This is a genomic window from Micrococcaceae bacterium Sec5.7, from assembly GCA_039636785.1.
In the GTDB taxonomy this organism is placed as follows: domain Bacteria; phylum Actinomycetota; class Actinomycetes; order Actinomycetales; family Micrococcaceae; genus Arthrobacter.
The window spans coordinates 1,076,469-1,100,191 of sequence record CP144169.1 but is presented as its reverse complement, the minus strand read 5'-3'; the positions used below and the strand labels follow the sequence as shown (position 1 = coordinate 1,100,191).

Sequence of the window (23,723 nt, the reverse complement as noted above, 5' to 3'; positions counted from 1 at the left end):
CCGGAGCCGGACCTTTCATAGTCGCCCAGTGGTTATCTCTCCGTTTACCCGGGCGTTGCCCCCTACTCGCGTAAGTAGGGAGCAACGCGTTGTCGGCGGAGGTGCGATCCTGCCCGATACAATTCCTGCACTAGCCGGTTACGAGTGACCCTCCGAGAGCGTTAGCGATGGTCCTGATCGAAGTGAAAAGGACAACCCAAGAACATTTATTGACGCCCTGGTCATGAACTGAGCCACAGTTGTAGGGGTCGCCGTAGAGTTCGCCCTGGATCATGCCCGAAGCGCCGACGTGAGTTCCGTCAGCGTTTGGAACGAAGACAGGCCCGCCGCTGTCTCCTTGAATGACGGCGATCTGTCCGGCCGTTTGCTGATCGCCGCGAATGTTTGCAACGTTGCCGTACCCGTCGTTGAACGAGACATACATGGAGGTGATCTTTATGTTGCAATGTACGCCGGAGTTACCCCCGCTAGTGCACACATGGTCTCCAAGGGAAACATCCGCGTAGCCGGACACTGTCTTGTGGTAGCCGGCTGTGTTGTTCCAGGCGCCGTCGAAGACGTACGGACTTCCGGTGGCTGTCAGCACCCTTGCCGCACCATCGGAGGACACGTAGCGAGTGCTGCCGTAGGAGGTGGCCGAGTTGTCCCTGTCGTACCACGGGGTTTCAACGCAGTGCCGTGCCGTCGTCGTCCAGTTACCACCGGCAACCCTGAGCGCGAAGCCAGAGGAGCAAACGCTCGTGCCGTTTTTCATGTATCCGCCCGCATTGAAGGGCGCCCAGTCGTTAGAACGGACGGCAGCTGTCGGCCTAGCCTCGACACCGCCCTTCACACTTACCGCCGTGCCGGATGCAGTGTCGACTATCGCCTTCACCTTTGGTGCGGCAGCTCCTTCGCTGGCCGTATATGTTCCCTCTACGGTGATAGAAGGACTGTCGAGCTGAAGCCCGACGACGTCAGCGAGCTGAAATCCTGCGTTCTTGAGCTTGGCTTCATTGGCCCAAATTCTGGCGGAGATGGCCTTGATCTCCGCCATTGACTGGGGTCGATCGCTGACGCTCACCGCAATACCCCGGCGTTTGGCTTCGGCGAGGACCTGCCCCCGCATGTCCGAGTTTCCGTGCCACAGAACAGTCGTTGACAAAAGTGATGCATCGTTGATCTGGTCAAGGTAGCCGGAGTCAGCAATGCCCGGCTGGTCCAGCACTCACGACTTGAACTTCATCAAGGTTTCTTGATGTTCGACGGCTGCCGTGCCGACGCTTGCAATGTAGGCGTCGCTGGCATCGGCACCCCTACGTGTCAGGGTTGGGTGAGGCCAGTACCTCATAGCAACTTCGTCTAATTCGTAGGGCGAGAATCAGGAACATCACTAATGTCTATCTCCACAATTTCCCCGGTGCGGGAAGATGGGTCCATGAGTAATCCTGGCCCCCGCGCCGGTGGCCCGAGTCCTCGAAGGTCGTTCACTCCGGCACAAAAATTAGCCCACCTGGACGCCTACCAGCAGGCCTGTGATGACGGCACCGGCGGCGGAGCCTACCTGCGGAGCGAGGGCCTGTATTCCTCGCAGATCACCGAGTGGCGCAAGCTCCGTGATGCCGGCGTGCTCGAGGGCAAAAAGCCCGGTGAGACGATCGGCAAACTCACTGCTGAACAAGCAGAAATCGCTCGTCTACGCCGGCAGCTGGAGGTGAGTGAACGCAAGCTGGCACGGACGGAAGCTGCGTTATCGATTATGGAAAAAGCACGACAGCTTTTGGAGGATATCTCCGAAAGCGCGGAACAACAGCCCTGGTACAAGAAACCCTGACCAGAGCCTATACCGACCTTACAAAGGCGGACATTCCAACCAGGGAAGCGGCCCTCCTGGCCGGGATATCGAGGGCCACAGCGACCCGTAAGCCCCGGACACCGGTGACCGATTTGATGCCCGCCTCGGCCCCACTGAACAAGATCAGCCCAGCCGAACGCGCACGGATCCTGGCCACGGTGAATTCGGAGCGATTCGTGGACCTGCCGCCGGTCCAGATCTACGCCCAGCTCCTGGACGAGGGGATCTATTTGTGTTCAATCTCCACGTTCTACCGGGTTCTGGCCGAGAACAGCCAGGTCAAGGAACGCCGCCGGCAGGCACGCCATCCCCCCAGGACGATTCCGGAACTCATCGCGACAGGGCCCGGCCAGGTCTACTCCTGGGACATCACCAAACTCGCCGGTCCAGTGAAGGGGAAATACCTCGATTGCTACGTCATGATCGACATCTACTCCCGCTACATTGTCGGAGCCTACGTCCACGCCCATGAGTCCGGGGAGCTGGCGGTGGAGATGATGAAGGAGATCTTCGGCATTCACGGCATCCCGGAGATCGTCCACGCCGACCGTGGGACGTCCATGACGAGTAAAACGGTTGCCGCATTGCTCTCTGACTTGGAGGTCACCCGGTCGCATTCTCGGCCCCGGGTAAGCAATGACAACCCGTACAGCGAGGCGTGGTTCAAGACGCTGAAGTTCGCTCCCGTGTTCCCTGAACGCTTCGGCTCGCTGCCCGATGCGAGGACCTTCATTGCGTCCTTCGTCGACGGGTATAACCACACTCATCGCCACACCGGAATAGGCCTGAACACCCCCGCAGATGTCCACTACGGCCTTGCCGCCGGCAAAGCCGTCGAGCGCTCGAAAACCCTGGCCGCAGCACGCCAGAGGAACCCCGAACGATTCGCCACCAGGAAGGACCCCAAAATCCTGGTCATCCCCGACACGGCATGGATCAACAAACCAGCCGAGAAAAACGAAACAAAAGCAGCAGCCTAACTCCCACTGGCCTCATTCGCCTTGACAAATTCCGCACTCCCCCCTACAGAAGCGGGATCATCCGCCGCGGCCACCGGACCCACGGCCGCCGTGCCTACGATGATGGCTGCAAGAGCAAAGGACGCCGCAAATCTGCCTCGCAGGATTTTGGGCATGGATGTATGAGTCATTTTTCCCCCATCAAAATGGTTGTGCTTCTTATTTGATCAAAAACTCAGACCTAAATAGTTGGTTTGGCTTCACCGACAGGCATTAGCCGGAAGTGGTGTCCCTTTTGAATTCGACGGTTCCTATCTCGTTTTTGAGTGTGTATTTCATGCCTGCCTGCGAATATGTGATGGGCTGACTGAGGAACTTCCTGACCCACTCTTCGTGATCGCCGTCAGCGCCGAGGCATCCCTTAGCTCCCCCGGCTATGGAGTTGGCGTCAGGGGTGATGAGCGAATCCGTGACGGTAACCGGCACGTTGAGGGCGTTGCAGGGCGTGACTATGACCATGGTCCTTGTGCCGTTCATCATGGCGAAGTTCATTTTGAGCGGCTTCTCAGTCACCCATGGCATGTCCTTCGATCCGGCATCAACGCCGGAGATGGAAGCGTATGTATCGCAGCCCAATGGCTGCGCTCGGTCACAGCTTGTCACTGGCGGGGAACTTGTTGAATTCGCGCCCTGGGCTGGTCCGGAGGCTCCTGAATTACCGCAGGATGTGGATGCCAGGAGCAGAAAGATCGAAAATACCGCCAACTGCCCGTATGCAGAAGTTTTCATGGTTTCCCCCTTGTGTATGAAATGTATAGCTAAATTCGAACGTTGACCAGACGTAATTTCCGGGGCTCTAACGCAGAGTCGAAAAGGCCCGCCCTTCAGGACCGACCTTTCCCCATATACCGGTCAACTGCCGGGCCGGAAACTGATTGCTTCCGCGACGCTCACGTTCCGGTCGGCAATGATGACGGCGAAGTCGTCGTGCTCCTGGCAGTGGAAGGCCTCGTGGCTGGCGGCGTCGATGATGTCCTGGCCGACCGCGTTACCATCAACATCCCAGGCGCCGTCGATCAGCTGGTTGTCCCCGTTGCGGTGAGTTCGAAGGTGTCGATGACCGGGAACTCGGCGCAGCTCCTGGGCGGCGGGCCATACCGTTCAACGCATTGCCGACCTGCTTCAGGTCCCGCGCTCCACGATCTATGGCCACCTCAACAAAACAAGCATCGGACGGCGCCCCACCGCCAGCACCCGTGACCCGGCATAACATCAGCTCCGACCGGCCTTAGCGGACGATCCCGTTGCATACCTACCAAGACCACAACTATCCGGCCCCCACAGGCTTAGCGTGACTTTTCCGAGCATTGGTCCTCAAGCCCCTATCTCAAGGGCTTGCTCTCGGCCGAGGAGCGGAAGAATTCCTGGACCCTGTCGGAGCGGGCCGGTCAGGCGATACCGGACCGGATGCAGCGGCTGCTCTCAACCACGGACTGGGACCCGGACGGGCTGCGCGATGACCTGCGCTCCTACGTCGTGAATCATCTCGGCTGCGCCGACGGCGTTCTGATCGTGGATGAGACGGGATTTTTGAAGAAGGGCACCCGTTCGGCCGGGGTGGCGCGGCAGTATTCCGGGACCGCCGGCCGGGTCGAGAACTGCCAGATCGGGGTGTTCCTGACCTACGCCACGCCGGCTGGCCGGACGTTCCTGGACCGGGAACTCTACCTGCCCAAGGCCTGGACGGACGACCGGGACCGGTGCGCGGCCTCCGGCATCCCGGCGGAGCGTGCCTTCGCCACGAAGCCTGAACTGGCGATCACGATGATCACCCGCGCCCTGGACGCCGGGGTGCCCGCGCGGTGGGTGACCGGGGACGCGGTCGACGGCCAGCACGCCAGACTGCGCACCACGCTGCAGGAGCGCAATGTTTCGTATGTGCTCGCGGTGCCGATGAACCAACGGGTCATTGCCAAAACCGGCGCCCTCGGCAGCGAGTTCCGTGCCGATGAGCTGATCGGATCCCTGTCAGGGCGGGCGTGGCGGACCCGGTCCGCCGGGGCCGGCGCCAAGGGGGACCGCCGCTATGCCTGGGCCAGGGCCCGGATCAACGGCGGCAACGACCCGAAAGGTGAGCACTGGCTCCTCGCCCGGCGCTCCCTGGCCGATCCGACGGACCTGGCGTACTACATCTGTCACGGTCCCAAGCGCATCGGGCTGGCCGAACTCGTCCGGGTCGCCGGCGCCCGGTGGGCGATCGAGGAAACCTTCCAGACCTCCAAAGGCGAGACCGGGCTGGACCACTACCAGGTCAGGCAATGGACGGGCTGGCACCGGCACATCACCCTCTCCATGCTCGCCCACGCCTTCCTCACCGCCACCCGGTCAAAAAAGGGGGCTCCCATCCCGCCAGCAGCGAGCTCATAGCCCTCACTCTGCCCGAAATCAGGCACCTGCTCACCCATCTGGTCTGGGCGCAGCCGCCCTGCCCGGAACACACCCTCAAACGCTCCCGCTGGCGCCGAAAACACCAGCAAACCGCCAAACGGCACCACTACCGGGCCCGAAACTCGGCCCTACAAAAGCGACTGTAGTACTAGGGGCAGCTTCCTGAATGCCGGCCACTGTGCACCGGATTTCACGGTCAGAACACAATGTCGGAATCAAGTCCGGTCAGAACCAGGAAATAGTCGTTTCTGCCCATCGGTAGGGGAGGGGCGCCCAGGAGCGGACGACGGGACAGACGCCGGCCGGGTTCAGGCGCGGCACCGGGTACCAGCCGCCGTCGTGCGCGGGTCGCTGACATCGGTAGGCGATACTCGATTCATGGTTATCAACATCAGGCTCAGCGACCGACAGACCGCCGATAGCGATGATCCGCTTGGACGTGATTGGTACGGCTACGACCCTGAGGCAACACCGGAGCGGCTCTGGGCTAACAATCGGGGTGACTGGTTTCTGAGCGCGAGGAGTATCTCAGATGAGCGTTGGGCAGCACTCAACTACCAAGGCCGGGTCGTGCTGGTCGCGGAACTCAAGGACCCGGATCACGAGATCCTGGTAGGTAACACACGGGCGCCAAAAAAGGCTCTCATCGGCCGCGTCCTGCCAGCCGGACATTCCATTCACCAAGCCCTAATCGGAACGCAGGTCGAATACGCGCCTGGCAGCAGGAACTCAATTTCGTATGGCCCGGACCCTGAGATGGCCGGAGTGGTAGACGCGGACCTACCTGAGGCGTGGGATTTACCCGGTCCGGGGGGCCAAGGGCTGCAAATGGACGCCGAGGTCCGCAGGGCGATTGAGAATGCTGCACAGGATCGCCTGATGCGCTACTACCGAGACCGCGGCTGGACCGTTACAGACACCCGGCAAAATCGCCCCTACGACGCTGAAGCGGTCAGGGGTGCTGAACGGATCTACCTTGAAGCGAAAGGCACCCAGAGTAGAGGAGACTCGGTTATAGTCACGCGCAATGAGGTCGATCACGCACGCCAGTATCCTGGACTTTGCGTGATGGGCGTGTGGTCCGGGATGCGGTTAGTGGACGGCGAAGTGGAGCCTGAGACGGGAGACTTCAGGATCGTTGACTTCAATCCAGAAGACCGGCAACTCCGTCCCCGTGACTTTGATTGGACGCTTCCCGGCGACGCAACATGACGACATCAGAGTGCCCCGCCGTCGTCCGCCGGAAGTCCGCCGTCCCAAGACGCCACTTAGAGGGTGAACAGCACTGAGTGGCACGGCGCCCGTCCATGAAGTGGATATGAGCGCCTGGGAGACAGAGCCTTACGTCCTATCAAAGGATCCTTTATCAAGACGAGCCAGCCGATTCGTCGAAGGTTGCACGAAGCCCGGACGCGAAAGACGTCGCCGTCATCGGGACAGGCAAGGATGCGCCCGCGACCTGCAGCCATTGCCTTCAGGGGATGAGACCAGCACCGGGCTGCGGGTCCTCACCTTCCGGCAGGTCGACAAGTCCGCGGGGCCGGGTCCAAGCGATCAACCGTTTGCAATCCACCGGGAGCCCGGCGCCCATGTCAAGGTGGGGCGGCCGAGGACGGCGGTCTTCCAATCGCTTGCGGCGCCGAGCGTAGCCTCTTCACGCGGCCAGCTCACGCTACCGCCGCGGTCCTCTCGGGAATTCCGTCGTGGTACCGCGCGGTGCTTCGCTTGAACACTTCTGCATAGATGGAGGATCGGGCCGAGGCCACGTCTTCCCGTTTCTGAAGATCGGCCAGCAGCAGCCGAAGGTCCTCCAGAGCGGCCACCGCCACCTGCGCCGCGAGCTGCTCGCCGGAGGAAAACGCCCGCCCGTGTTACCCCCGGGCGGGCGTTTCCGGTTCCTGCAGCAGATGACGATGCGCTGCAGGAGGCTTGTTCCGGTGTCTTTGCCATTGCGGTGAAGCGATGCGGCGAAAGGTCCGGGGGGCTTTGGGGGAGCCCGTGGCCGACGTATCCGGGCTACCGGGGTAGTGGTTGTTCCTGGCCGTCCGGGTACAGCAGGGAGGATGACATCCGGTAGCAGCTGGTCTCGGCCAGTTGCCGGGGTTCGACCCAGGCTTCGTATTTCAGGGCGGCTTCGTACAGGGCGCGCGGCTGGACGCCGTCGGCGGCGAGCCAGAGGGCTGAGGCGTCGGGCATGGCGTCTTCGACTGTGCCGGTTCTGATGGTGCGGCCGTGTTGGCGGATTTCGACTGTTTGAGCCGCCGCGGGGATTTCGGACAGCGGAATTAATGGATTCTTCTACGCTGCCAGGGCTGGCTGTTGATAACCATAGTGGATTTCGTTAGGCCGTCGGTAACCGAGCGCGGAGTGCCGGCGTCGACTGTTGTAAAACCCCTCGATGTAGCGGATAACGTCGCTGCGAGCTTGTGATTTGGTCGCGTAAACGGTCCGGTAGACGCGCTCATTTTTGAGCATCGAGAAGAAAGACTCCGCCATGCTGTTGTCCCAACACACGCCCGTGCGGCCCATTGATGAGCGCATCCCCAGACTGGTCACCAAGGCCCGAAACCCGGCCGAGGTATACACGCTGCCGCGGTCGGAGTGCCAGATCGCGTCGGGCTCAATCAGGGTCGTTGCGGCGGCGTTGTTGAGGGCGTCGGTGACGAGTTCGGTGCGCATGTGATCGGCGATGGACCAGCCGACGACCTTCTTCGAGTAGCAGTCGATGACGGTGGCCAGGTAGATGAACCCCTGCCAGGTGTGGATGTAAGTGATGTCGCCGACGAACTTCACCCCGGGACGCGTGGCGGTGAAGTCACGCTTGACGAGGTCGGGCATGTTGTCCGCGGCCAACGCGTCGGCTTCGGTTGTGACCCGGAATGGCCGCGGCTGGCAGGCCAGGAGGCCCTCCTGGCGCATGACCTGCCGCACGAGTTCGGGCGAACATTCAATCTGTTCCGCGGCGAGGTCGGCATGGATTCGGCGATACCCGTAGGTTCCTTCGGACTCCTCAAAATAGTGCTGGATCCGCGCTGTCAGTGCCTTGCGCCGGGTGGACGTCGCCGATTGCGGGCGGGTCAGCCAGTGGTAGAAACCGGAGGTTGAGACGCCCAACCAGCGGCACATCTTCACGACCGAATTCAGGTTGGCGGGCTCAGTTTTTTGGGTGCGCAGAGTCTCGGGGCCGACGCCGTATGCGGTGGCCACGTCCTTCATGGGCTTGGACGTGTTGATCACCTCACGGCACAACTCGTCCTTGAACTCCTGGGTGAAACGCCGTCGTGCTGCAGTCATGCTGATCTCTACTTTCAGTAGACCCCCATTTTAAGAGGGCCCACTGTCCGAGAACTCCGCGGCAGCTCAGCTTAGGCGGCCGCATGGAGCGTTGCCAGCCCAGAGCGATCAAGCTGCGGGAACCGCTAGCAGGCACGTGGCTGGGCAATTGCTTGGTCATGACGAAGTTGGCCAGGGGTAGCGGCAGTGCCAAAACGAATACGGCGTATGACTGGTTGATAGCCTGCGGTAGCAATCATTCAGAGAAAAGAGGGGCCGTGGAGACAAACCAGTTCGAAAACCATCCAATTTGGGAGAAACCGGATCAGGTCTCGAACGTTTTGGCCACCTTGGAACCCGCCATGAGTGAAAGCCAAGTCACTGCATTTGAACGCATCCGGTTCCTGACCGGGCTGTTGGCATCGTACAAGGCGGTAGATTCTCGGCTGTTCACTCTTGAGCAGTTGCGACAAGCAGACGAGCAGTGGCAGAACTCGGTTAGCTATCTGAGTAACGCTCGCAGCAATCCTGGCCAGGAAGGGCAGGCTGTCGTCTACGCGGAAGCATGGCTGCAAACCGCGGGAGGGTGGCACAAGCCCCAAAGCCCCAAAGCCCCAGCGCCAGGCTGGCGCAACAGGCCAAACTGGAATACGAAACCCTGATCGGCTCGTATCGGGAAGCCAACACTGCCCTTAGGCAAAAGCTAGCGGAAACCGAAGAAGCTTCCGCGAAAAACCAGGCAGCATTGGAGGGACGCGTTCAAGATCTCGGGCAAACACTCGCCCAGGCCCAGCAGTCGCTAGCAGCTATGCAGACGACGATCACGTCTGATCAGGCAGTGATGCAGCAGGCCTTGACGAATCAAGCAGAAAACTTCCGCGCCGCCCAAGAGAATCGCGGAACCGAATTTACGGCATGGCTGAAGGGCCAAGGTCAGGAATTCGTGGAACTCGCGCATCCCCACCTCGAAGCCATCAAGGCAGCGGAGGTAGATAGCGCCGCCGTGCTACAGCACATTCAGGCATTAGGAGATCAGACCGATGTAGCAGCAGGTCAAACCACGGGACACATTCTGGCCGAGAACTTCAAGACGTCTGCCAAAGAAGAGCTGCAGTCGGGTAATCACGCGTTCTGGACAGGTATCGCACTCTCCGTGGCCGGAGTCGGCTGGCTGGTCTACGTTGCGATCGTTGCCTTTTGGGAACGAGGCGAGTTCAACTGGACATGGCTGTCCTTGAAGTTAGCCCTGTCCCTGGCGCTGGGTGGTGTTGCAGCGATCCTCATTCGTCGCGGCCAGCATGCCCAAGCGACTTCGCGCGCCTACAAGCGTACAGAGCTGGAGCTGCGAGCAATCGGCCCTTATCTCTCGGACATAGAGGATCGGAAGGTTGCGGAGGAAGCCAAAGTGGCATTCCTCCAAAGGACGTTCGGGCGCGCCTGGGAGGACCATAGGGGATCAACGCAGGCAGAAAGCCTGGACGGAGAACACATCAAGAAGGCTCTGGAAGCAGTGTCCACCTTGGCGGACAAGCTACCAAAAGCAGGGTAATGCAACAGGCGGGCGTGTCATCGGCAGCACTGACCGCAGGTTCGGCCCATCAGTTTCGATTGTGTGGCGCGCATACGTCATGGCTCCCTTGGGCGGTACCGGAATCCGTCTCCTGTTCGACGCCGGATGTACGGCGTCGCGATTGCCGATAACAGCGCATATGACAAAGTCGTGGCTGTGGCCTGGAATGCGAGATCGCCGCCCATCTGCTCAGCCGGGCGACAACCGTTGTCCGAATGCGTAACCCTTCTCTGCCCTTCGGAACTGCTACTCCGCAGCGCCCTCGTCACAATCTTCCGTCACAGGAGGGCTGCTAGCCTTCGCACTCGATGCAGTAAGAGTGGCCGTTGCTTTCGCGCGCCAGTTGGGACCGGTGTCGAACGAGAAAACAGAAATAGCAGGTGAACTCGTCCGCGGCTTGAGGAATGACCTGAACGATGAGCTCCTCAGCGACGATCTCTCCCCCGGGGGTAAGTCCCTCATCAAGCGCATCGGCTTCTTCCAGTTCACTGACGACGCTGCGGGCATCCGGGGCATTGGCAGACTGCAATGCCTCCAGCGAACGGTCTTGGGATTCCTTGACGTCGGAACGGACTTCGTCGTAATCGGTTGCCACTTTGGTGATTCTCATTCTGATTTTCGTGTTCGTTTCTGACGAGACTGCAACGTACACCGGTTCGCCGATGTTCCCGTACCCGGCGCTTTCGGGTCTATCTATCGCGAGGGTGACACGCAGCGTGGGGTGCTCCCGTCCCGGAGTCTTCTGGCTGGCCGCGGCCTCAATTGGCGAAGCTCCGGTCAAATAGCGGTTGACCGGAGCTTCGGTACATTATGCATCCCTGCACCTTAGGACTACCTGTGAACGCCCGAAACAGTTCTATTGGTTCGGGTCCGGTTCCGTCCATTCGAGTGCGGCGACGACATGCCCCTCGTTGGGGAGTGCCTGTTGCTCAGCCGGAGGAAGCTTGTCGTAGGTGTACGCCGCGACGGCCATGGGTGATGTGGAGCGGCCGAGGCTGCACCGGACGCTGCGGTCGTTCTTGGTGCCGCAGATCAGGATCCCGACGGTGACGGCGTGGGCTTCGCGGCGGAGTTTGTCATCGACCAGGGCGATGAAAAGGTTGAGCTTGCCGGGTATTCCGGCTGGAACTTTCCGGTCTTAAGTTCGATGACGAAATAGTTCGTTGACCGCACTAAACCGAGTGTCGCTGAAAATCATCGCCCGCACAGGACCTGGAACAGGCTTTTACTTCTTCGGCTTCGTGCGTCTCTTTTGCACCGGGGGGACGTCCAGCTGTGGCACAGCCCGAAGCATGAATCGGTCGAAGTGGGGCACCGTGAATCCGGCGTAGCCGTGCGAGGGAGTGTACAACAATCCCATATTGATGAGCTCTGACCGGGTGGGGGCCAGCTGGGTGGATTCACGCCCCATGACTCCGGCCACATCCGCGGCCTTCTGGGAGTCGGGGCCGAGCTGCGCCATGGCACGCATGTAGGCAATCTGAAGCTGTGTAGCTCTGTCCAGCCGGACCCGGAAGAACGAGGAGTCCAGTTTTGCCTCGTATGCGTCTTTCGCGTCCTCAACATCTTCGAGCGTGATGACGTCACCGTCGGCAACCGCCCATACTTGATACCCCAGCTCTTGCACGAAGTATGGGTAGCCTTCCGTCAGTTCGAATGCCCGGACAAGCGCGTCGTCGTTGAAGTGCACGTGCTCGACGTGTGCGGGCTCCGCCAGGGCTTTCTTTGCATCTTCGAAATCCAGGGATCCGATCTTTGGAAACTTGAAGAGTCGCTCAGCGTAGGATTTTGCGTCCCCGGCCAGCTCGGCGATCTGGGGCAATCCTGCACCGACGAACGTTACCGGGAGCCTCCTTTGCACCGACTTGTGTATCGCCTGGATCACGGCTTCCAGCTGAGTTTGACTCAGGAACTGGACCTCGTCGAACAGCAGGACCAATCCCGTCCCGTGTTCCTTGGCGGCCTCCCCTATAGCGACCAGTACGTCAGTCAAGTCAAGGGTGAGATTACCGTGGTCCGCGAATCCCTCTGCAGCATCAACATCCAGCGACAAGGTGGGGGCACCGGACGAAGGATCGATGGAAAGGCTGAAGGACTGCAGGACCTGGGCGGCCTTCCTGGCTTTGTCTCCCCATTTTGCCTTTGGAGAAATCTGGTAGAGCGCCGCCCGAAGCTGTGAGTATATGGTCTGGCGAAAATGGTCGTCATCATGTTTGCTGGCCTCGAGTTCGAGGACCTTCCACCTGAACTCCTCGGCTATCTGGCGGAACTCTCCTAGCAGAACGGTCTTTCCAACACCTCGAAGTCCGGTCACGATCATGGACTGATTGGTGCGGCCTCGGTCGAGTCTGCGCAGGAGCACGCGGAAGTCCTCCAGGAACTCGTCACGCCCAATGACAATCTCCGGAGTGGCACCTGCATTCGGGGTGTAGGGATTGTCCACGGGGTCCATATGAACGATCTTACAAGAGTTATCTCACTTTATTGATTTCTAATAAAACTCGGATACATCAATAAACTCCCCGCAGCCACACGGAAGTGCTGAAGTTCGTCCCGGTCCCGCTGACTGAGCGTATTTCTGTGGGCGGAGCCGCAGGTGAAAGTGCTGGACGCGTCACTACAGGGTGGGGCCGCGGCGTCCGTGGTCGGGTCCGGCGCTGGGGCCGCGGTGTGCAGCCTTACGCCGTGCTTGCTCCGCGGCCTGTTCTTCCTGGGCCTTTCGGATTTGGGCCAACTTCTCGGCAAAGTCGTTGCTGGCCGCGGGCCGTTTTTGTTGTGCCGCTGCCAACCGTTCCTGCCACGACTTCCTGGCGTCCCCGCCGGCAGCTTCGCCGGTGGAGCGCTCTGACTCCCGGCGTGCGGCAATGTCCTTCAACGCCTCGTTGACGGCTTCCGGAGCCTGCTCCGGCGCCGGTGCACCGTGGCGGGCGTCCAGGTTCTCACGGACCTTGCGGGCCGTACCAGCAACCTGTTCTTCCCGTTCCTAATCGGGCGTCAGGGTGACGCGCCGCCAACGTCGGTGGATCAAGGCTTAGACTTTCGACTGGACCTGCTGTTGTCTCAGTCGCTCCCTTCGAAGTGTGCGCTTGCCCGCACCGTGCCCCTCGGCGGATCAACGATGATTCGCCGAGCTCTTGCAGCAAATGAATCGAGGTTCCCCGTGCAACGCAATCTTTCCCTCGTCGCCGTGCAGGCTCCGCCGCAGCTCATCGGAGCTCCCCTTGAAGCCTTTGCCGATGAGGCCGCCAGGGCTCTGGAGAGCAATCCGGGCACGAAGCTCCTGGTGTTTCCCGAGCTTCATCTCTTCGGCGACGGCTCTCCCGATCGCCACCGGACCGACGCTCTCCGCGCCGCCGCCGAGCCACTCGACGGACCCCGCATGGTGGGCCTTGCGGACCTGGCGCGGAGGCTGGGCGTCTGGCTCGTCCCGGGAAGCCTGTGCGAGACCGGGCCGCGCGGCGAGCTGTTCAACACCCAGGTGGTGCTGTCGCCCTCAGGCGAACTCGCAGGAAGCTACCGGAAGATCTTTCCCTGGCGCCCGCACGAGCCGTACGATCCCGGCGACCGGTTTGTCGTCGTCGACCTCGGCGGGGCAGGACGGGTGGGACTGAACATCTGCTATGACGCCTGGTTCCCGGAGGCTACCCGCCAGTTGGCCTGGATGGGTGCCGACGTCATCCTCAACGTCGTCAAGACGACGACGCCGGACCGCGCCCTCGAACTGGTGCTTGCCCGGGCGAACGCCATCGTGAACCAGGTTTTTGTCGTGAGCGTCAACTGCGGCGGCCCGACCGGGGAAGGCCGCAGCATCATCGTTGATCCCGAGGGCGCCGTCATCGCGGAGGCGCCCGACGCGGCGCCGATGCGGCTGGCGGCAAACCTGGACCTCGGTGCTGTCGACCGGGTGCGGGCGGAGGGCACTGCTGGAGTGACCCGCATGTGGTCCCAGTTCCAGCCCGGAGAGCCTGCCATCGAGCTGCCCGTCTACGGTGGCCGCATCGACCCGGCAACCTGGCGGCCGGCCCCGCGTTCCTGAGCCCGGGGGCCGGGCGGGGTGCGTTCGGGCAAGCGGCAGGACAATCGATGGACTAACGGCGGGCAGGCCTGCCGCCGGAGGAGCGGGCCGCAATCGCATTGATGTGCCTCTTGTCACAGGTGCCCTGAATCATTACTGTATACGTATGCACCTAACTTATGCAGATAAATCGCGCCTCTCCGGCGCCGTGACCGTCGTCCGCGAACCGAACCGTCCGGATGTGGCTGCGCAGTCCGACCCAAAGGTCATCTCCACCGTCTCCGCCATGCTCTCCACGATCGAAGCCGGGGGCATCGAAGCCGTGCGCGACTACGCCGAACGGCTCGATGGCTGGAAGGGCGGCACGGCGTTTGAAATCAGCCCTGCCGACGCCGACAAGCTCACCGCAGACCTCCCCGCCGACCTGCGGGAAGCGCTAGACGCCGGCGCCGAGCGCACGCAGCGCTTCGCCCACATGCAGCGGGCGCGCCTGACAGACTTCGAGGACGAAGTCATCCCGGGCGTCGTCTGCGGCCAGAAATACGTCCCGGTCGGCACCGTGGGCGCCTACCTGCCGGCCGGAAGGTTCCCCCTGCTCGCCAGCGCCTTCATGACCGTGGGCGTCGCTCGGGCGGCGGGCGTGCCGAACATCGTCTCCTGCACCCCGCCCTCCAAAAACGGTCAGGTCCACCCGGCCGTCCTCTACTCTGCCCGGGTGTCCGGAGCAGAGCGCATCTTCGCCCTGGGCGGCGTGCAGGCCCTTGCCGCGATGGCCTTCGGCCTCCTCGACGCCAGCCCGGCGGATATGATCGTCGGCGCCGGAAACGCGTATGTCGCCGAAGCCAAGCGGCAGCTCTACGGAACGGTGGGCATTGACGTCCTTGCAGGTCCCTCCGAAGTGGCAGTCATAGCGGACGACACCGCCAGCGCCGCCATGGTTGCGGCGGACCTGCTGGCGCAGGCCGAGCATGGGCCCACGTCCCCGGCATGCCTGGTAACGACCTCGCACCGCCTCGCCGCCGAGGTCGAGATCGAGATCGAACGGCAGCTCCGGGGACTCGCCACGGGCGAGATTGCGGGCGCCGCCTGGCGCGACTGGGGCTCGATCTACGTTGCAGACTCCCCCCAAACAGCCATCGAAGTCATGGACACCCTGGCCCCCGAGCACCTCGAGATCCTGACGGCGGACCCCGACTACTACCTCGACAACCTCCGGAACTACGGATCGCTGTTCCTTGGCCAGTGGTCCACAGTTGCCTACGCCGACAAGGGCATGTCGGGCACCAACCACGTCCTGCCCACCGGCCGTGGTGCCCGCTACACCGAGGGCCTGTCGGTGGCCCGGTTCCTCAAGCAGCTCACCTACCAGCGCGCCACACGGGAGGCCACCGTGGCGCAGGCCGGGCCGGTGGTGACCATCGCCGACTTCGAACAGATGCCGGCCCACCGGGACAGCGCCCAGCTTCGCCTCGACCTCATCCGTGCGCCGGACGCGAGCGGCCTTGTGGCAGCACCCTAGGCATACATACGTATAAACATCCAGAGTGGGTCAAAGTTGCCCCACTCCCGCCAGCACAGCACAGCACAGGAGACTAAATATCATGCGATTCCACAAACACCTCCGGACGGGCGCCGCGGCGCTCGCCGTCGTGGCCAGCCTCGCCGGCGTCACGGCATGCGGCGCAGGTTCGCGCAGCGGGGCCCAGGACGCGACGGCCGTGGCATGCGACTACACGATGCCCACTGCCGACACGACCGTGAACGTCCTTGCCTACAACTCGTCGGCGATCGATCCGTTTACCAACACGATGGTCAAGAGCTGCACGCGCGACAAAGTCACGCTCAAGCACGACCCCATCGACTTCGGCGGCCAGGTCACCAAGACGACGGCGAGCCTCGCCGGCGGCTCGGGAAGCTACGATGTCCTCGAGACCTACGGTTTCGTCGTTCCCGGCTTCGCCGCGAAGGGCAATATTGAACCGCTCGATGACTACGTCGCCAAGTACGCCGACAAGTACAAGCTCAACGCACTGAGCAAACAAATGCGCTCGGCGATGTCCTACGACGGCAAGCTCTACGGGCTTCCCATGCAGGCACAGATGTACGTGCTCGCCTACCGGAAGGACGTCTTCGATTCGCTGGGGCTCAAGCCGCCCACTACATTTGCGGAGATGATTGACGCCGCGAAAGCCATCCAGGCAAAGGGAGAGATCAAGTATCCGATCGCCCTGCCTTTGAACGCAACCGCCGACATCACAACGAACTACCAGGCGGCGATGAACTCAAACGGCAAGGACTTCCTGGATTCGTCCGGCAAGCCGCAGTTTGCGTCCAACGAGTCGCGGAAGGCGCTGGAGGGGATGAAGTCCCTCCGGCCCTACATGGATCCCCAGGTGACGACGTTTGACCAGCCAAAGGTCCAGCAGCAGATGTTCAACGGTACTGCGGCGATGGCTATCATGTTCTCAGGCCGCATGAACGACCTCACACTGCCGGCCAACACGAAGCTCGCGGACAAGTTTGCGTTCGCCGCTCCCCCCGCTGTCGAAGGCGGCGCTCCGTACCTTTACAGCCGACTTTCGGTGGATGGCTGGTCGATCCCGAAGAACACCAAGCTGGACAAGGACATGCTCTTCCAGATGATGGCGGCCTCTGTCAGCGAGGATGCCTCGAAGGCTTCCGTGCCGGCCGCCTACCCCGCCCGGGAAGGCATGGTCAGCGATGACAGCTCGAAGTACGCTGCGGCAGCGAACGCCACGCTCGGCAAGTCCATGCCGACGCCGGGGAACCCGTCGGCGGCTCCGGTCACCAACGCCATCCGGCCCATTGTGGTCCAGGTCATCACCGGCCAACTGGACATCGAAGCGGGCATGCAACAGATGCAGAGCATCGCTGAAAAGACCATAGCGGGCAGTTGACGGCGCGCCGTGGCCGGCGGACTGCCCAGCAGTCCGCCGGCCACGGCCGAACACCGCTGACATACTCGACACAATCGAGAGGAATTGAACGATGCGTAGACGCGAGTTCGCGCTACTGATGGGCCCCAGCCTGCTCGTGATGTTGGGCCTTCTGGTGGTTCCGTTGGTCCGCACCATTCAATGGAGCTTCCAAAAAGTGGAATACGGATCCCCGGGGGATTTCATCGGGCTGTCCAACTACGCCCAGGCAATGAGCGATCCCCGCTTGGGGCGCGCAGTGTTTTTCACTCTGCTGCTGACGGTCATCGTGACCGCAACGATCCTCGTGCTGGGTTACCTGATTGCCACCGGGATGAATGGCCTTGGAAAGCTCCGCCCTTACATCCTCGGTGCCATGCTCGTTGCCTACGTACTGCCGAACATCGTCGGTGCGGTCTCGTTTTCCTGGCTGTTCGACCAGAACTTTGGTGGCGCGGTGAACTACGTCATCCAGGCGCTCACCGGCCAGAACATCCTGTGGTTCACGGAAACGTGGCCAAACCGGATAATGGTCATCGCACACACTGTGTGGCACCTGCTGCCGTTTTCCATGCTCATGATCCTTGCTGGCCTGCAGGGCGTGCCCAAAGAGTTGCGCGAGGCGGCCCTCATCGACGGCGCATCGGGGAGAAAGACGCACTTGTACGTCATCATCCCCACCATCCGGGGTGTCCTGGGCTTCGTGTGCCTGATCACCATCATGGATGTGCTGCGCACCTTTGACAATCTCATTCCGCTGTCCCCGCAGGCGGACGCCATCGGCAACGAATCGATCATGCTCTACGTCTTTGACACGGCGTTCCGCGACGGATCCGCGCAACTTGGCCTCGGCAGCGCGATCAACGTGCTCGCCATCCTCCTCATCCTGGTTTGCCTCTTCCCGTTCATCCGGGGACTCCTCAAGGAAGCGAAAGCCAAAGCATGATCGCTGACACCATCAAGGCCCCTGCCGGAAGCGTCATCAAACCGGCCCCTCGGGCACGACGGCGGTCCGCCGCAAGCCGCATCTCTGCAGTCCTGCTCATCCTGACCGCCGTAGTCATGCTGGCTCCGTTCATCTGGACCGCGCTCTCGGTCACCAAACCGACCGACGTTGCCTTCGCCAACCCTCCCGTCCTCACCGGCTACACGCCAACCCTCAAGGCCTTCCAGGATCTGTGGGAAACGACCTATTTCGCCCAGTACCTGATCAACACCCTCGTGGTGGCCGTGCTGTCGACCATCGTGGCGCTGGTCCTGGGGATCCCGGCGGCCTATGCGCTCTCGCGCTTCCCGGGGTATGTTTCGGCAATCCTGCTGCTGCTGGCACTCGTCTTCCGGTCGCTCCCGCGCTTCTCCGTGGTATTGCCCATGTACGAGATCAGTAAATCGCTTGGGATTTATGACACGACGTTCGCCTTGGCGGCCGCCCTGGTGGCCATCAACCAGCCGTTCAGCATCTGGCTCCTGCGGAACTTCTTCGCTGAGATCCCGAAGGAGCTCGACGAAGCGGCAATGATTGATGGTTGCACCCGGTGGGGCACGCTCCGCAGGGTGATGATCCCGCTGATGCGGCCCGGCATCTTCACGGCGGGGATCTTCGTCTTCCTCTTCGCCTTCCAGGAGTACCTGACCGCACTCGTGCTTACAGACACGTCATCAAAGACCGTGCCCGTCTTCATCACGACGCAGCTTGGCCAAACCCTTCCCATGCTCCAGCAAGCCGGGGCAGCGGCGATGCTGCTCACCCTGCCGGTCATCGCCATCTCCTTCGTGGCCCAGAAGTACCTGGTGGCCGGCCTGAGCGACGGCTCCGTCAAGGGCTGAGCGAGGGCACAGAGACCTCATGCAACCATTCACCGAGGGTCCGCCGTCACCGACGGCGGACTTCCGCGTTCCCTTGGTCCTGCTCCCCGGCATGAACTGCACGGCCGACCTCTGGTCCGGCTGCGGGGTGGAGGGGTCAATCATGCCCACCCTTGACGAACCGAGCGTGGACGGCCAGGTCGAGGCCCTGCTGGACACCCTTCCGGAGCGCTTCGCCCTGGCCGGACTCTCCCTCGGTGCGATCGTCAGCATGGCGCTGTGCCGTCGGGCCCCGGAACGTGTGACGCGCCTGTGCCTCATGTCGACCAACTCAAAGGCCCCCACGGAGATGCAGCGTAAGGGCTGGCGTGTATGGCGGGACCGGCTTGCGGCCGACGACAGCCCCGGGGACCTGCAGCGCGAGATCCTCGACGCGCTCCTGAGCGGCCCGGCGCGGGACCGGGATCCTGACCTCGTGGAACGTGTACTGCGCATGGGTGATGATACCGGCGGGGCACGGCTTGATGCCCAGCTGCGCATGCAGGCCACCAGGATCGACGAGTCATCTGCGCTTCCGGAGCTGCGAATGCCTGTACTCGTCGTCTCGGGGTCGGTCGACGCGATCTGCCTGCCGCAGTTCCATAAGGACATCGCGGCGGCGGTGCCGGGGGCGCGGCTGGCCTCCATCAACGCCGGCCATCTTTCACCCATGGAACGCCCCGAAGAAGCGGGCCGGCTTCTCAGGTCGTGGCTGACCGCCTAGCAACGTCCAGAACGCTGCCGCAGGGACCCAAAAGAACCGGCCACCCCGCCCCCGCATGAATCAGCGGGACGGGGTGGCCGATTCTCTTGTGAGCTGGTCAGGTTGAGGGGACTGGACGTGGTTCCAAGAGCGCGGCAAACTGCGTCATAAGAGCCTGCGTGAGGTTGTACGCCACCATCTGTGCGCCATCGGCATAGGCTGCCGCAGCAGCCTCCGCGTCGCCCACGAGGTCCAGCCTCAACGACCCGGCCGAGGCAAGCGCCTCGTTGACACGCGCCCGAGATTCCGGCACCGACAGGTCCCCGGGGCCGCTGGACGCGGCCAGGTCAGCGGCTCCGAGCATCAGCCCGTCGAGCCCGTCGACGGCCACGATCTTGTCCACCGCCGATACCGCGAGGGGGGACTCAATCATGCCAATCACCAGGGTCTCCTCGGCCAGCCTGGCCTTGTGCTCCGGGCCGCTGACGGCTCCGTAGGACCCGGCCCGTCCATAGGTCGCGAAGCCCCGGCGCCCGCGCGGGGGATAGTGTGCAGCGGCGACGACGTCCCGCGCCTGCTCCGCGCTGTCAAGGTGCGGAGCAACCACCCCGGCAGCGCCACTGTCCAACGCGCGCAGGACCAGGGCGTCTTCGCCTTCCCCGACACGGACCAGGACGTCGGCGCCGTGCATTGCCGCCGCAGCGATGTGCTGGCGCAGGGGTACGGCATCTGAGGGCCCGTGCTCGCAGTCGATCAGGATGAAGTCGAACCCCGCCACTGCGAGCATCTCGACCAGTTCTTCCGAGGGCATGCGGAGGAGGACGCCGCAGACCCGCTCGCCGGCGAGGACACGCTCGCGCAGGGGACGCCGTTGCGGCCTCATGCGACCATCCCCCCCGAGAGGTCCACGTCGGCACCGCAAAGCCCGGGCATGCCGAGCATGGCGACCACCGCCGCGCCGACCTCCCCTTCGGTCACCATCCGGCCCAGGGCGGCGCGGGAGACAAAGACATCCTGCGCCTGTTCGTAGCTCGCCCCGGTCCGCTCGGCCTCGAGGCGGAAGTTGCGGTCCATCCGGGGCCCGTCCACTGGCCCCGGTGAGAGGGTGTTGACGTTCACGCCTGCCGGCCCGACTTCGAATGCCAGGGTCGAGCTGAGCCCGATCACGGCCATCTTGGAGGCACAGTACGGTGTCCGGCGAATGAGGGGCCGTTTGCCGGACACCGAGGCGAGATTGATGACGTCTCCGCTGCCGCGGCTGACCATCGAAGGCAGGAACGCCCGGCACATGAGAAATGTGCCGCGGACATTGACGTCGAATACCTCGTCCCATTCATCGGGCGTGATGTCGGTCAGCGGCGCGACAGGTCCGGCGATCCCGGCGTTGTTGACGAGGATCGACACGTCAGTCCCGCGCAGGCTTTTTTCGAGCTGATCCACTGAGGCCGGATCGGCCACATCCACGAGGCGCCAGCTCGCGCCGTCCCCCAGCCCTGATGCGACTTCCTGGAGGGGCTCCTGTCGCCGGCCTGCGACCACCACGTCGGCGCCGGCGCCGTGAAGGGCCCGGGCAATGGCCGCGCCGAGGCCCGTGCCGCCACCAGTGACGAGCGCCGTGCGGCCGGTGAGCGATGTCATCAGGCCGCGCCGGCGGAGGTGGTGCCCGCCAAGGCACGGTCGATCCATTCGAACTGCTCGCCGCCGTGGCGCCAGGCGCGAACGTCGCCCGAGCGGGCATGTCCCTCGAAGAGCTCAACGCGTGCAGCCCGGCCCAGGATCCTGCCCAGCTCGGCGGACGATTCGGCATTCTCGATGGTTTGGTATGTCACGGTCTTGAGGTATTTCCCGACCCACAGGCCGCCCGTGTACCTCGCGGCTCCGAGGGTGGGGAGGACATGGTTGGTGCCGATAACCTTGTCGCCGTAGGAAACACACGTGTTCTCGCCAAGGAAGAGGGCGCCGTAATTGTGCATCTTGGTCAGCGCCGCCGCGGGGTCCGCGGTGAAGACCTGAACGTGCTCGGCCGCGAACTGGTCCGCGACACTATAGGCCTCGTCAAGGTCGTCCACGACGATGACCTGGCCCCAGTTCCGCCATGCAGATTCGGCGAAGTCCTTCGTCGGCATGTCAGGCAGGATGCGTTCGATGTACTCGAGCGCCTCACGGGCCACCTTTTCGGAGGTTGTCACGAGGATCGCGGGCGAGTCCGGTCCGTGCTCGGCCTGGGAGAGGAGGTCGACGGCGACAACGAACGGGTCGGCATCGGCGTCGGCGATGATGAGGATCTCGGTCGGCCCGGCAAAGAGGTCGATGCCGATCTCGCCGAAAAGCTGCCGCTTGGCCTCGGCGACGTAGGCGTTGCCGGGACCTGCGATCATGTCCACGCGGTTGATCGATTCAGTGCCGAGCGCCATTGAGGCGACAGCCTGGACGCCGCCCAGCAGGTAAATCTCATCGGCACCTGCGAGCTTCATTGCGGCGATCGTCGCGGCCGGTATCTCACCGCGGATCGGCGGCGTGCAGGCCACGACCCGGGGGACGCCGGCGACCTTGGCGGTGATAATCGTCATGTGGGCCGAGGCCGTGAGCGGGTACTTGCCTCCGGGAATGTAGGCGCCGGCGGCCTGCACCGGAACGTGCCGGTGGCCGAGGAAGACACCCGGCAGGGTTTCGATCTCGACGTCTTGCATCGAGTCCCGCTGCGCCTGCGCAAACGTGCGGACCTGGTTCTGGACGAAGACGATGTCGTCGATGACCTGCTGGTCGAGCGTTCCCATGATCTCTTCGATCTGGGCGTCCGAGAACCGGAAGGACTCAGCTGTCTGCTTGTCGAAGAGTTCGGCGTACTTGCGGACGGCCGCGTCGCCGTCGGATCGGATTTCCGCGATGATCTGGCCGACGCGCTCGGCCACGTCGGCGTGGCTCGTGTCTGCGAAGGACTTGGACGGTGCTTGCTTCAGGTACTTGACCACAATTACTCCTCGTTGCTGCATACGTATGTCTATACTAGGAGCGGGCCAACGCGGAGGTCAATAGTCTGATTCGATAGAACCTTGCGGCGTCCGTGGCGTCGACGAGTGTAGGGAGAAGTAGATGACTGTCACCAGCCGTGATGTCGCGCAGCTCGCAGGCGTTTCACAGCCGACCGTGTCCCGCGCCCTGCGGGACGATCCGCGTGTCTCCGAAGCCACCAAGGAACGCGTCCGCACGGCTGCCGAGCGGCTCGGCTATGTCCCCAGCGACGCCGGGCGGGCCCTGTCCAGCGGGCGGACCAGGCGGATCGGGCTCCTGCTCACGGACCTTGAAAACCAGTTCTATCCGCACATCATCGCGCCCGCGTTCCAGCAGTTGGAGGCGCGGGGCTATCAGCTCATGCTCCACACCGAGGCAGCGGATAACGACGTCGTCGCAGAGCGGCTCATTTCCAACGGGCTCGACGGCGTGCTCCTGGCGACCTCCACGATCGACTCTGTGGTGCCGCTCAGGCTGCGGGACCGCGGACTTCCCTTCGTCTACTTCAACCGGACATCCGTGACCGTCCAGGCTGATTCGGCCGTGGTGGATCCCGCGCAGGGCATGGGCGAGGCCGCCGAAGCTCTCTTCGAGCGGGGCCACCGCCGAATAGCTGCGATCCTCGGTCCGGCCAACACGAGTACGGCTATCAACCGCGAAATTGCACTGCGCGAGGCACTCTCCCAGCATGGCATCTGGATCCCCGCGCACTATGTCCATCGAGGTCCGTTCGACACGGCCACCGGCCAAGCCGGCACGGAGCGTTTCCTGAACATGCCCGAGCCGCCCACCGCCATCGTCTGCGGCAACGACGTCGTCGCCTTCGGGGCGCTTAATGCCGCCCGCAGCGCGGGCGCCGACGTCCCGGGCGACCTGTCGATCGTCGGCTTCGACGACCTTCCTTCCGCCTCATGGCCCATCATCCGGCTGACCACCATCGCCTACGATTTGGATGCCATGGTGCGCCGGGCAGCCGACCTGCTTATCGAGCGGATCGAGAGCCCCGGTCGGCCCTTCGAGGAGTCCGCCTTCAGCTCGCGGATGGTCCTGCGCGACACACTGGGACGCGTTCCCTGACCCGTCGCTGACGGAAAAGTTCAGCAAAAAGGGGTTGCCAAGGCGTTGTGC

The 23,723-nt window shown here is 62.9% G+C and carries 21 protein-coding genes and 1 pseudogene; 11 read left to right on the top strand and 11 right to left on the bottom strand.

The features are described from left to right. Window positions 1-130: 130 nt before the first annotated feature. Window positions 131-1,207, bottom strand: coding sequence for a hypothetical protein (locus V3C33_05105; protein XAS68675.1), 1,077 nt, complete (start codon window positions 1,205-1,207; stop codon window positions 131-133). Between the two features lie 210 nt (window positions 1,208-1,417). Here V3C33_05105 and V3C33_05100 point away from each other — a divergent pair. Further along, a protein-coding gene (locus tag V3C33_05100) for an IS3 family transposase (protein ID XAS69647.1) occupies window positions 1,418-2,814 on the top strand; the annotation gives its coding sequence in 2 pieces (ribosomal slippage) (window positions 1,418-1,796 and window positions 1,796-2,814; 1,398 coding nt in all). 252 nt (window positions 2,815-3,066) lie between these two features. Here V3C33_05100 and V3C33_05095 read toward each other — a convergent pair. Further along, complete coding sequence (locus V3C33_05095) at window positions 3,067-3,366, bottom strand: hypothetical protein (GenBank protein XAS68674.1); 300 nt, start codon at window positions 3,364-3,366, stop codon at window positions 3,067-3,069. 810 nt (window positions 3,367-4,176) lie between these two features. Between V3C33_05095 and V3C33_05090 the strand changes: the two are divergent. Further along, window positions 4,177-5,220 (top strand): annotated as a pseudogene (locus V3C33_05090) (IS701 family transposase). A gap of 399 nt (window positions 5,221-5,619) precedes the next feature. Continuing rightward, window positions 5,620-6,453 (top strand): DUF3883 domain-containing protein, encoded by an 834-nt coding sequence (locus tag V3C33_05085; GenBank protein ID XAS68673.1) that lies wholly within the window; start codon window positions 5,620-5,622, stop codon window positions 6,451-6,453. An 804-nt stretch (window positions 6,454-7,257) separates the two neighbouring features. Here the strand turns inward: V3C33_05085 and V3C33_05080 are convergent. After that, window positions 7,258-7,437, bottom strand: a complete 180-nt coding sequence (locus V3C33_05080; protein XAS68672.1) for a hypothetical protein — start codon at window positions 7,435-7,437, stop codon at window positions 7,258-7,260. A 102-nt stretch (window positions 7,438-7,539) separates the two neighbouring features. Beyond that, window positions 7,540-8,535, bottom strand: a complete 996-nt coding sequence (locus tag V3C33_05075; GenBank protein ID XAS68671.1) for an IS3 family transposase — start codon at window positions 8,533-8,535, stop codon at window positions 7,540-7,542. Between the two features lie 544 nt (window positions 8,536-9,079). Here V3C33_05075 and V3C33_05070 point away from each other — a divergent pair. Then, window positions 9,080-10,063 (top strand): hypothetical protein, encoded by a 984-nt coding sequence (locus tag V3C33_05070; GenBank protein ID XAS68670.1) that lies wholly within the window; start codon window positions 9,080-9,082, stop codon window positions 10,061-10,063. Between the two features lie 313 nt (window positions 10,064-10,376). Here V3C33_05070 and V3C33_05065 read toward each other — a convergent pair whose 3' ends face one another. The 4 genes from V3C33_05065 to V3C33_05050 form a co-directional block, all read right to left on the bottom strand. Further along, complete coding sequence (locus tag V3C33_05065; protein XAS68669.1) at window positions 10,377-10,679, bottom strand: DUF4193 domain-containing protein; 303 nt, start codon at window positions 10,677-10,679, stop codon at window positions 10,377-10,379. 261 nt (window positions 10,680-10,940) lie between these two features. Further along, complete coding sequence (locus V3C33_05060; GenBank protein XAS69646.1) at window positions 10,941-11,171, bottom strand: hypothetical protein; 231 nt, start codon at window positions 11,169-11,171, stop codon at window positions 10,941-10,943. A 138-nt stretch (window positions 11,172-11,309) separates the two neighbouring features. Continuing rightward, window positions 11,310-12,536 (bottom strand): ATP-binding protein, encoded by a 1,227-nt coding sequence (locus tag V3C33_05055; GenBank protein XAS68668.1) that lies wholly within the window; start codon window positions 12,534-12,536, stop codon window positions 11,310-11,312. 165 nt (window positions 12,537-12,701) lie between these two features. Next, window positions 12,702-12,959, bottom strand: coding sequence for a hypothetical protein (locus V3C33_05050; protein ID XAS68667.1), 258 nt, complete (start codon window positions 12,957-12,959; stop codon window positions 12,702-12,704). Between the two features lie 285 nt (window positions 12,960-13,244). Between V3C33_05050 and V3C33_05045 the strand changes: the two genes are divergently transcribed. The 6 genes from V3C33_05045 (at window position 13,245) to V3C33_05020 (ending at window position 19,604) form a co-directional block, all read left to right on the top strand. Next, the gene (locus tag V3C33_05045; GenBank protein XAS68666.1) at window positions 13,245-14,120 is read left to right on the top strand and encodes a carbon-nitrogen hydrolase family protein; all 876 of its coding nucleotides are present in this window, start codon (window positions 13,245-13,247) and stop codon (window positions 14,118-14,120) included. 145 nt (window positions 14,121-14,265) lie between these two features. Next, window positions 14,266-15,618: a histidinol dehydrogenase gene (gene hisD / locus V3C33_05040; protein XAS68665.1), complete on the top strand. Its 1,353-nt coding sequence runs from the start codon at window positions 14,266-14,268 to the stop codon at window positions 15,616-15,618. A gap of 82 nt (window positions 15,619-15,700) precedes the next feature. Further along, the gene (locus V3C33_05035) at window positions 15,701-17,017 is read left to right on the top strand and encodes an extracellular solute-binding protein (GenBank protein ID XAS68664.1); all 1,317 of its coding nucleotides are present in this window, start codon (window positions 15,701-15,703) and stop codon (window positions 17,015-17,017) included. A gap of 91 nt (window positions 17,018-17,108) precedes the next feature. After that, the gene (locus tag V3C33_05030; GenBank protein XAS68663.1) at window positions 17,109-17,981 is read left to right on the top strand and encodes a sugar ABC transporter permease; all 873 of its coding nucleotides are present in this window, start codon (window positions 17,109-17,111) and stop codon (window positions 17,979-17,981) included. Further along, entirely contained in the window at window positions 17,978-18,862 is an 885-nt protein-coding gene (locus V3C33_05025) for a carbohydrate ABC transporter permease (GenBank protein XAS68662.1), read from the top strand. Before V3C33_05030 ends, V3C33_05025 begins: the two co-directional genes overlap by 4 nt. Before the next feature lie 19 nt (window positions 18,863-18,881). Further along, window positions 18,882-19,604 (top strand): alpha/beta hydrolase, encoded by a 723-nt coding sequence (locus tag V3C33_05020; GenBank protein ID XAS68661.1) that lies wholly within the window; start codon window positions 18,882-18,884, stop codon window positions 19,602-19,604. A gap of 97 nt (window positions 19,605-19,701) precedes the next feature. On the opposite strand, the gene V3C33_05015 is transcribed toward V3C33_05020, so the two are convergent. The 3 genes from V3C33_05015 to hisD (V3C33_05005) are packed head-to-tail and all read right to left on the bottom strand — an operon-like array spanning window position 19,702 to window position 22,555. Next, a complete protein-coding gene (locus V3C33_05015; protein ID XAS68660.1) occupies window positions 19,702-20,466 on the bottom strand; it encodes an aldolase/citrate lyase family protein in 765 nt (254 codons plus the stop codon). Continuing rightward, window positions 20,463-21,269, bottom strand: coding sequence for an SDR family oxidoreductase (locus V3C33_05010; protein ID XAS68659.1), 807 nt, complete (start codon window positions 21,267-21,269; stop codon window positions 20,463-20,465). The genes V3C33_05015 and V3C33_05010 overlap by 4 nt, the downstream gene beginning before the upstream one ends. After that, window positions 21,221-22,555 (bottom strand): histidinol dehydrogenase, encoded by a 1,335-nt coding sequence (gene hisD / locus V3C33_05005; protein XAS68658.1) that lies wholly within the window; start codon window positions 22,553-22,555, stop codon window positions 21,221-21,223. The genes V3C33_05010 and hisD (V3C33_05005) overlap by 49 nt, the downstream gene beginning before the upstream one ends. A 121-nt stretch (window positions 22,556-22,676) precedes the next feature. On the opposite strand from hisD (V3C33_05005), the gene V3C33_05000 reads away from it, so the two are divergent. Continuing rightward, the gene (locus V3C33_05000; protein ID XAS68657.1) at window positions 22,677-23,672 is read left to right on the top strand and encodes a LacI family DNA-binding transcriptional regulator; all 996 of its coding nucleotides are present in this window, start codon (window positions 22,677-22,679) and stop codon (window positions 23,670-23,672) included. Window positions 23,673-23,723 lie beyond the last annotated feature (51 nt).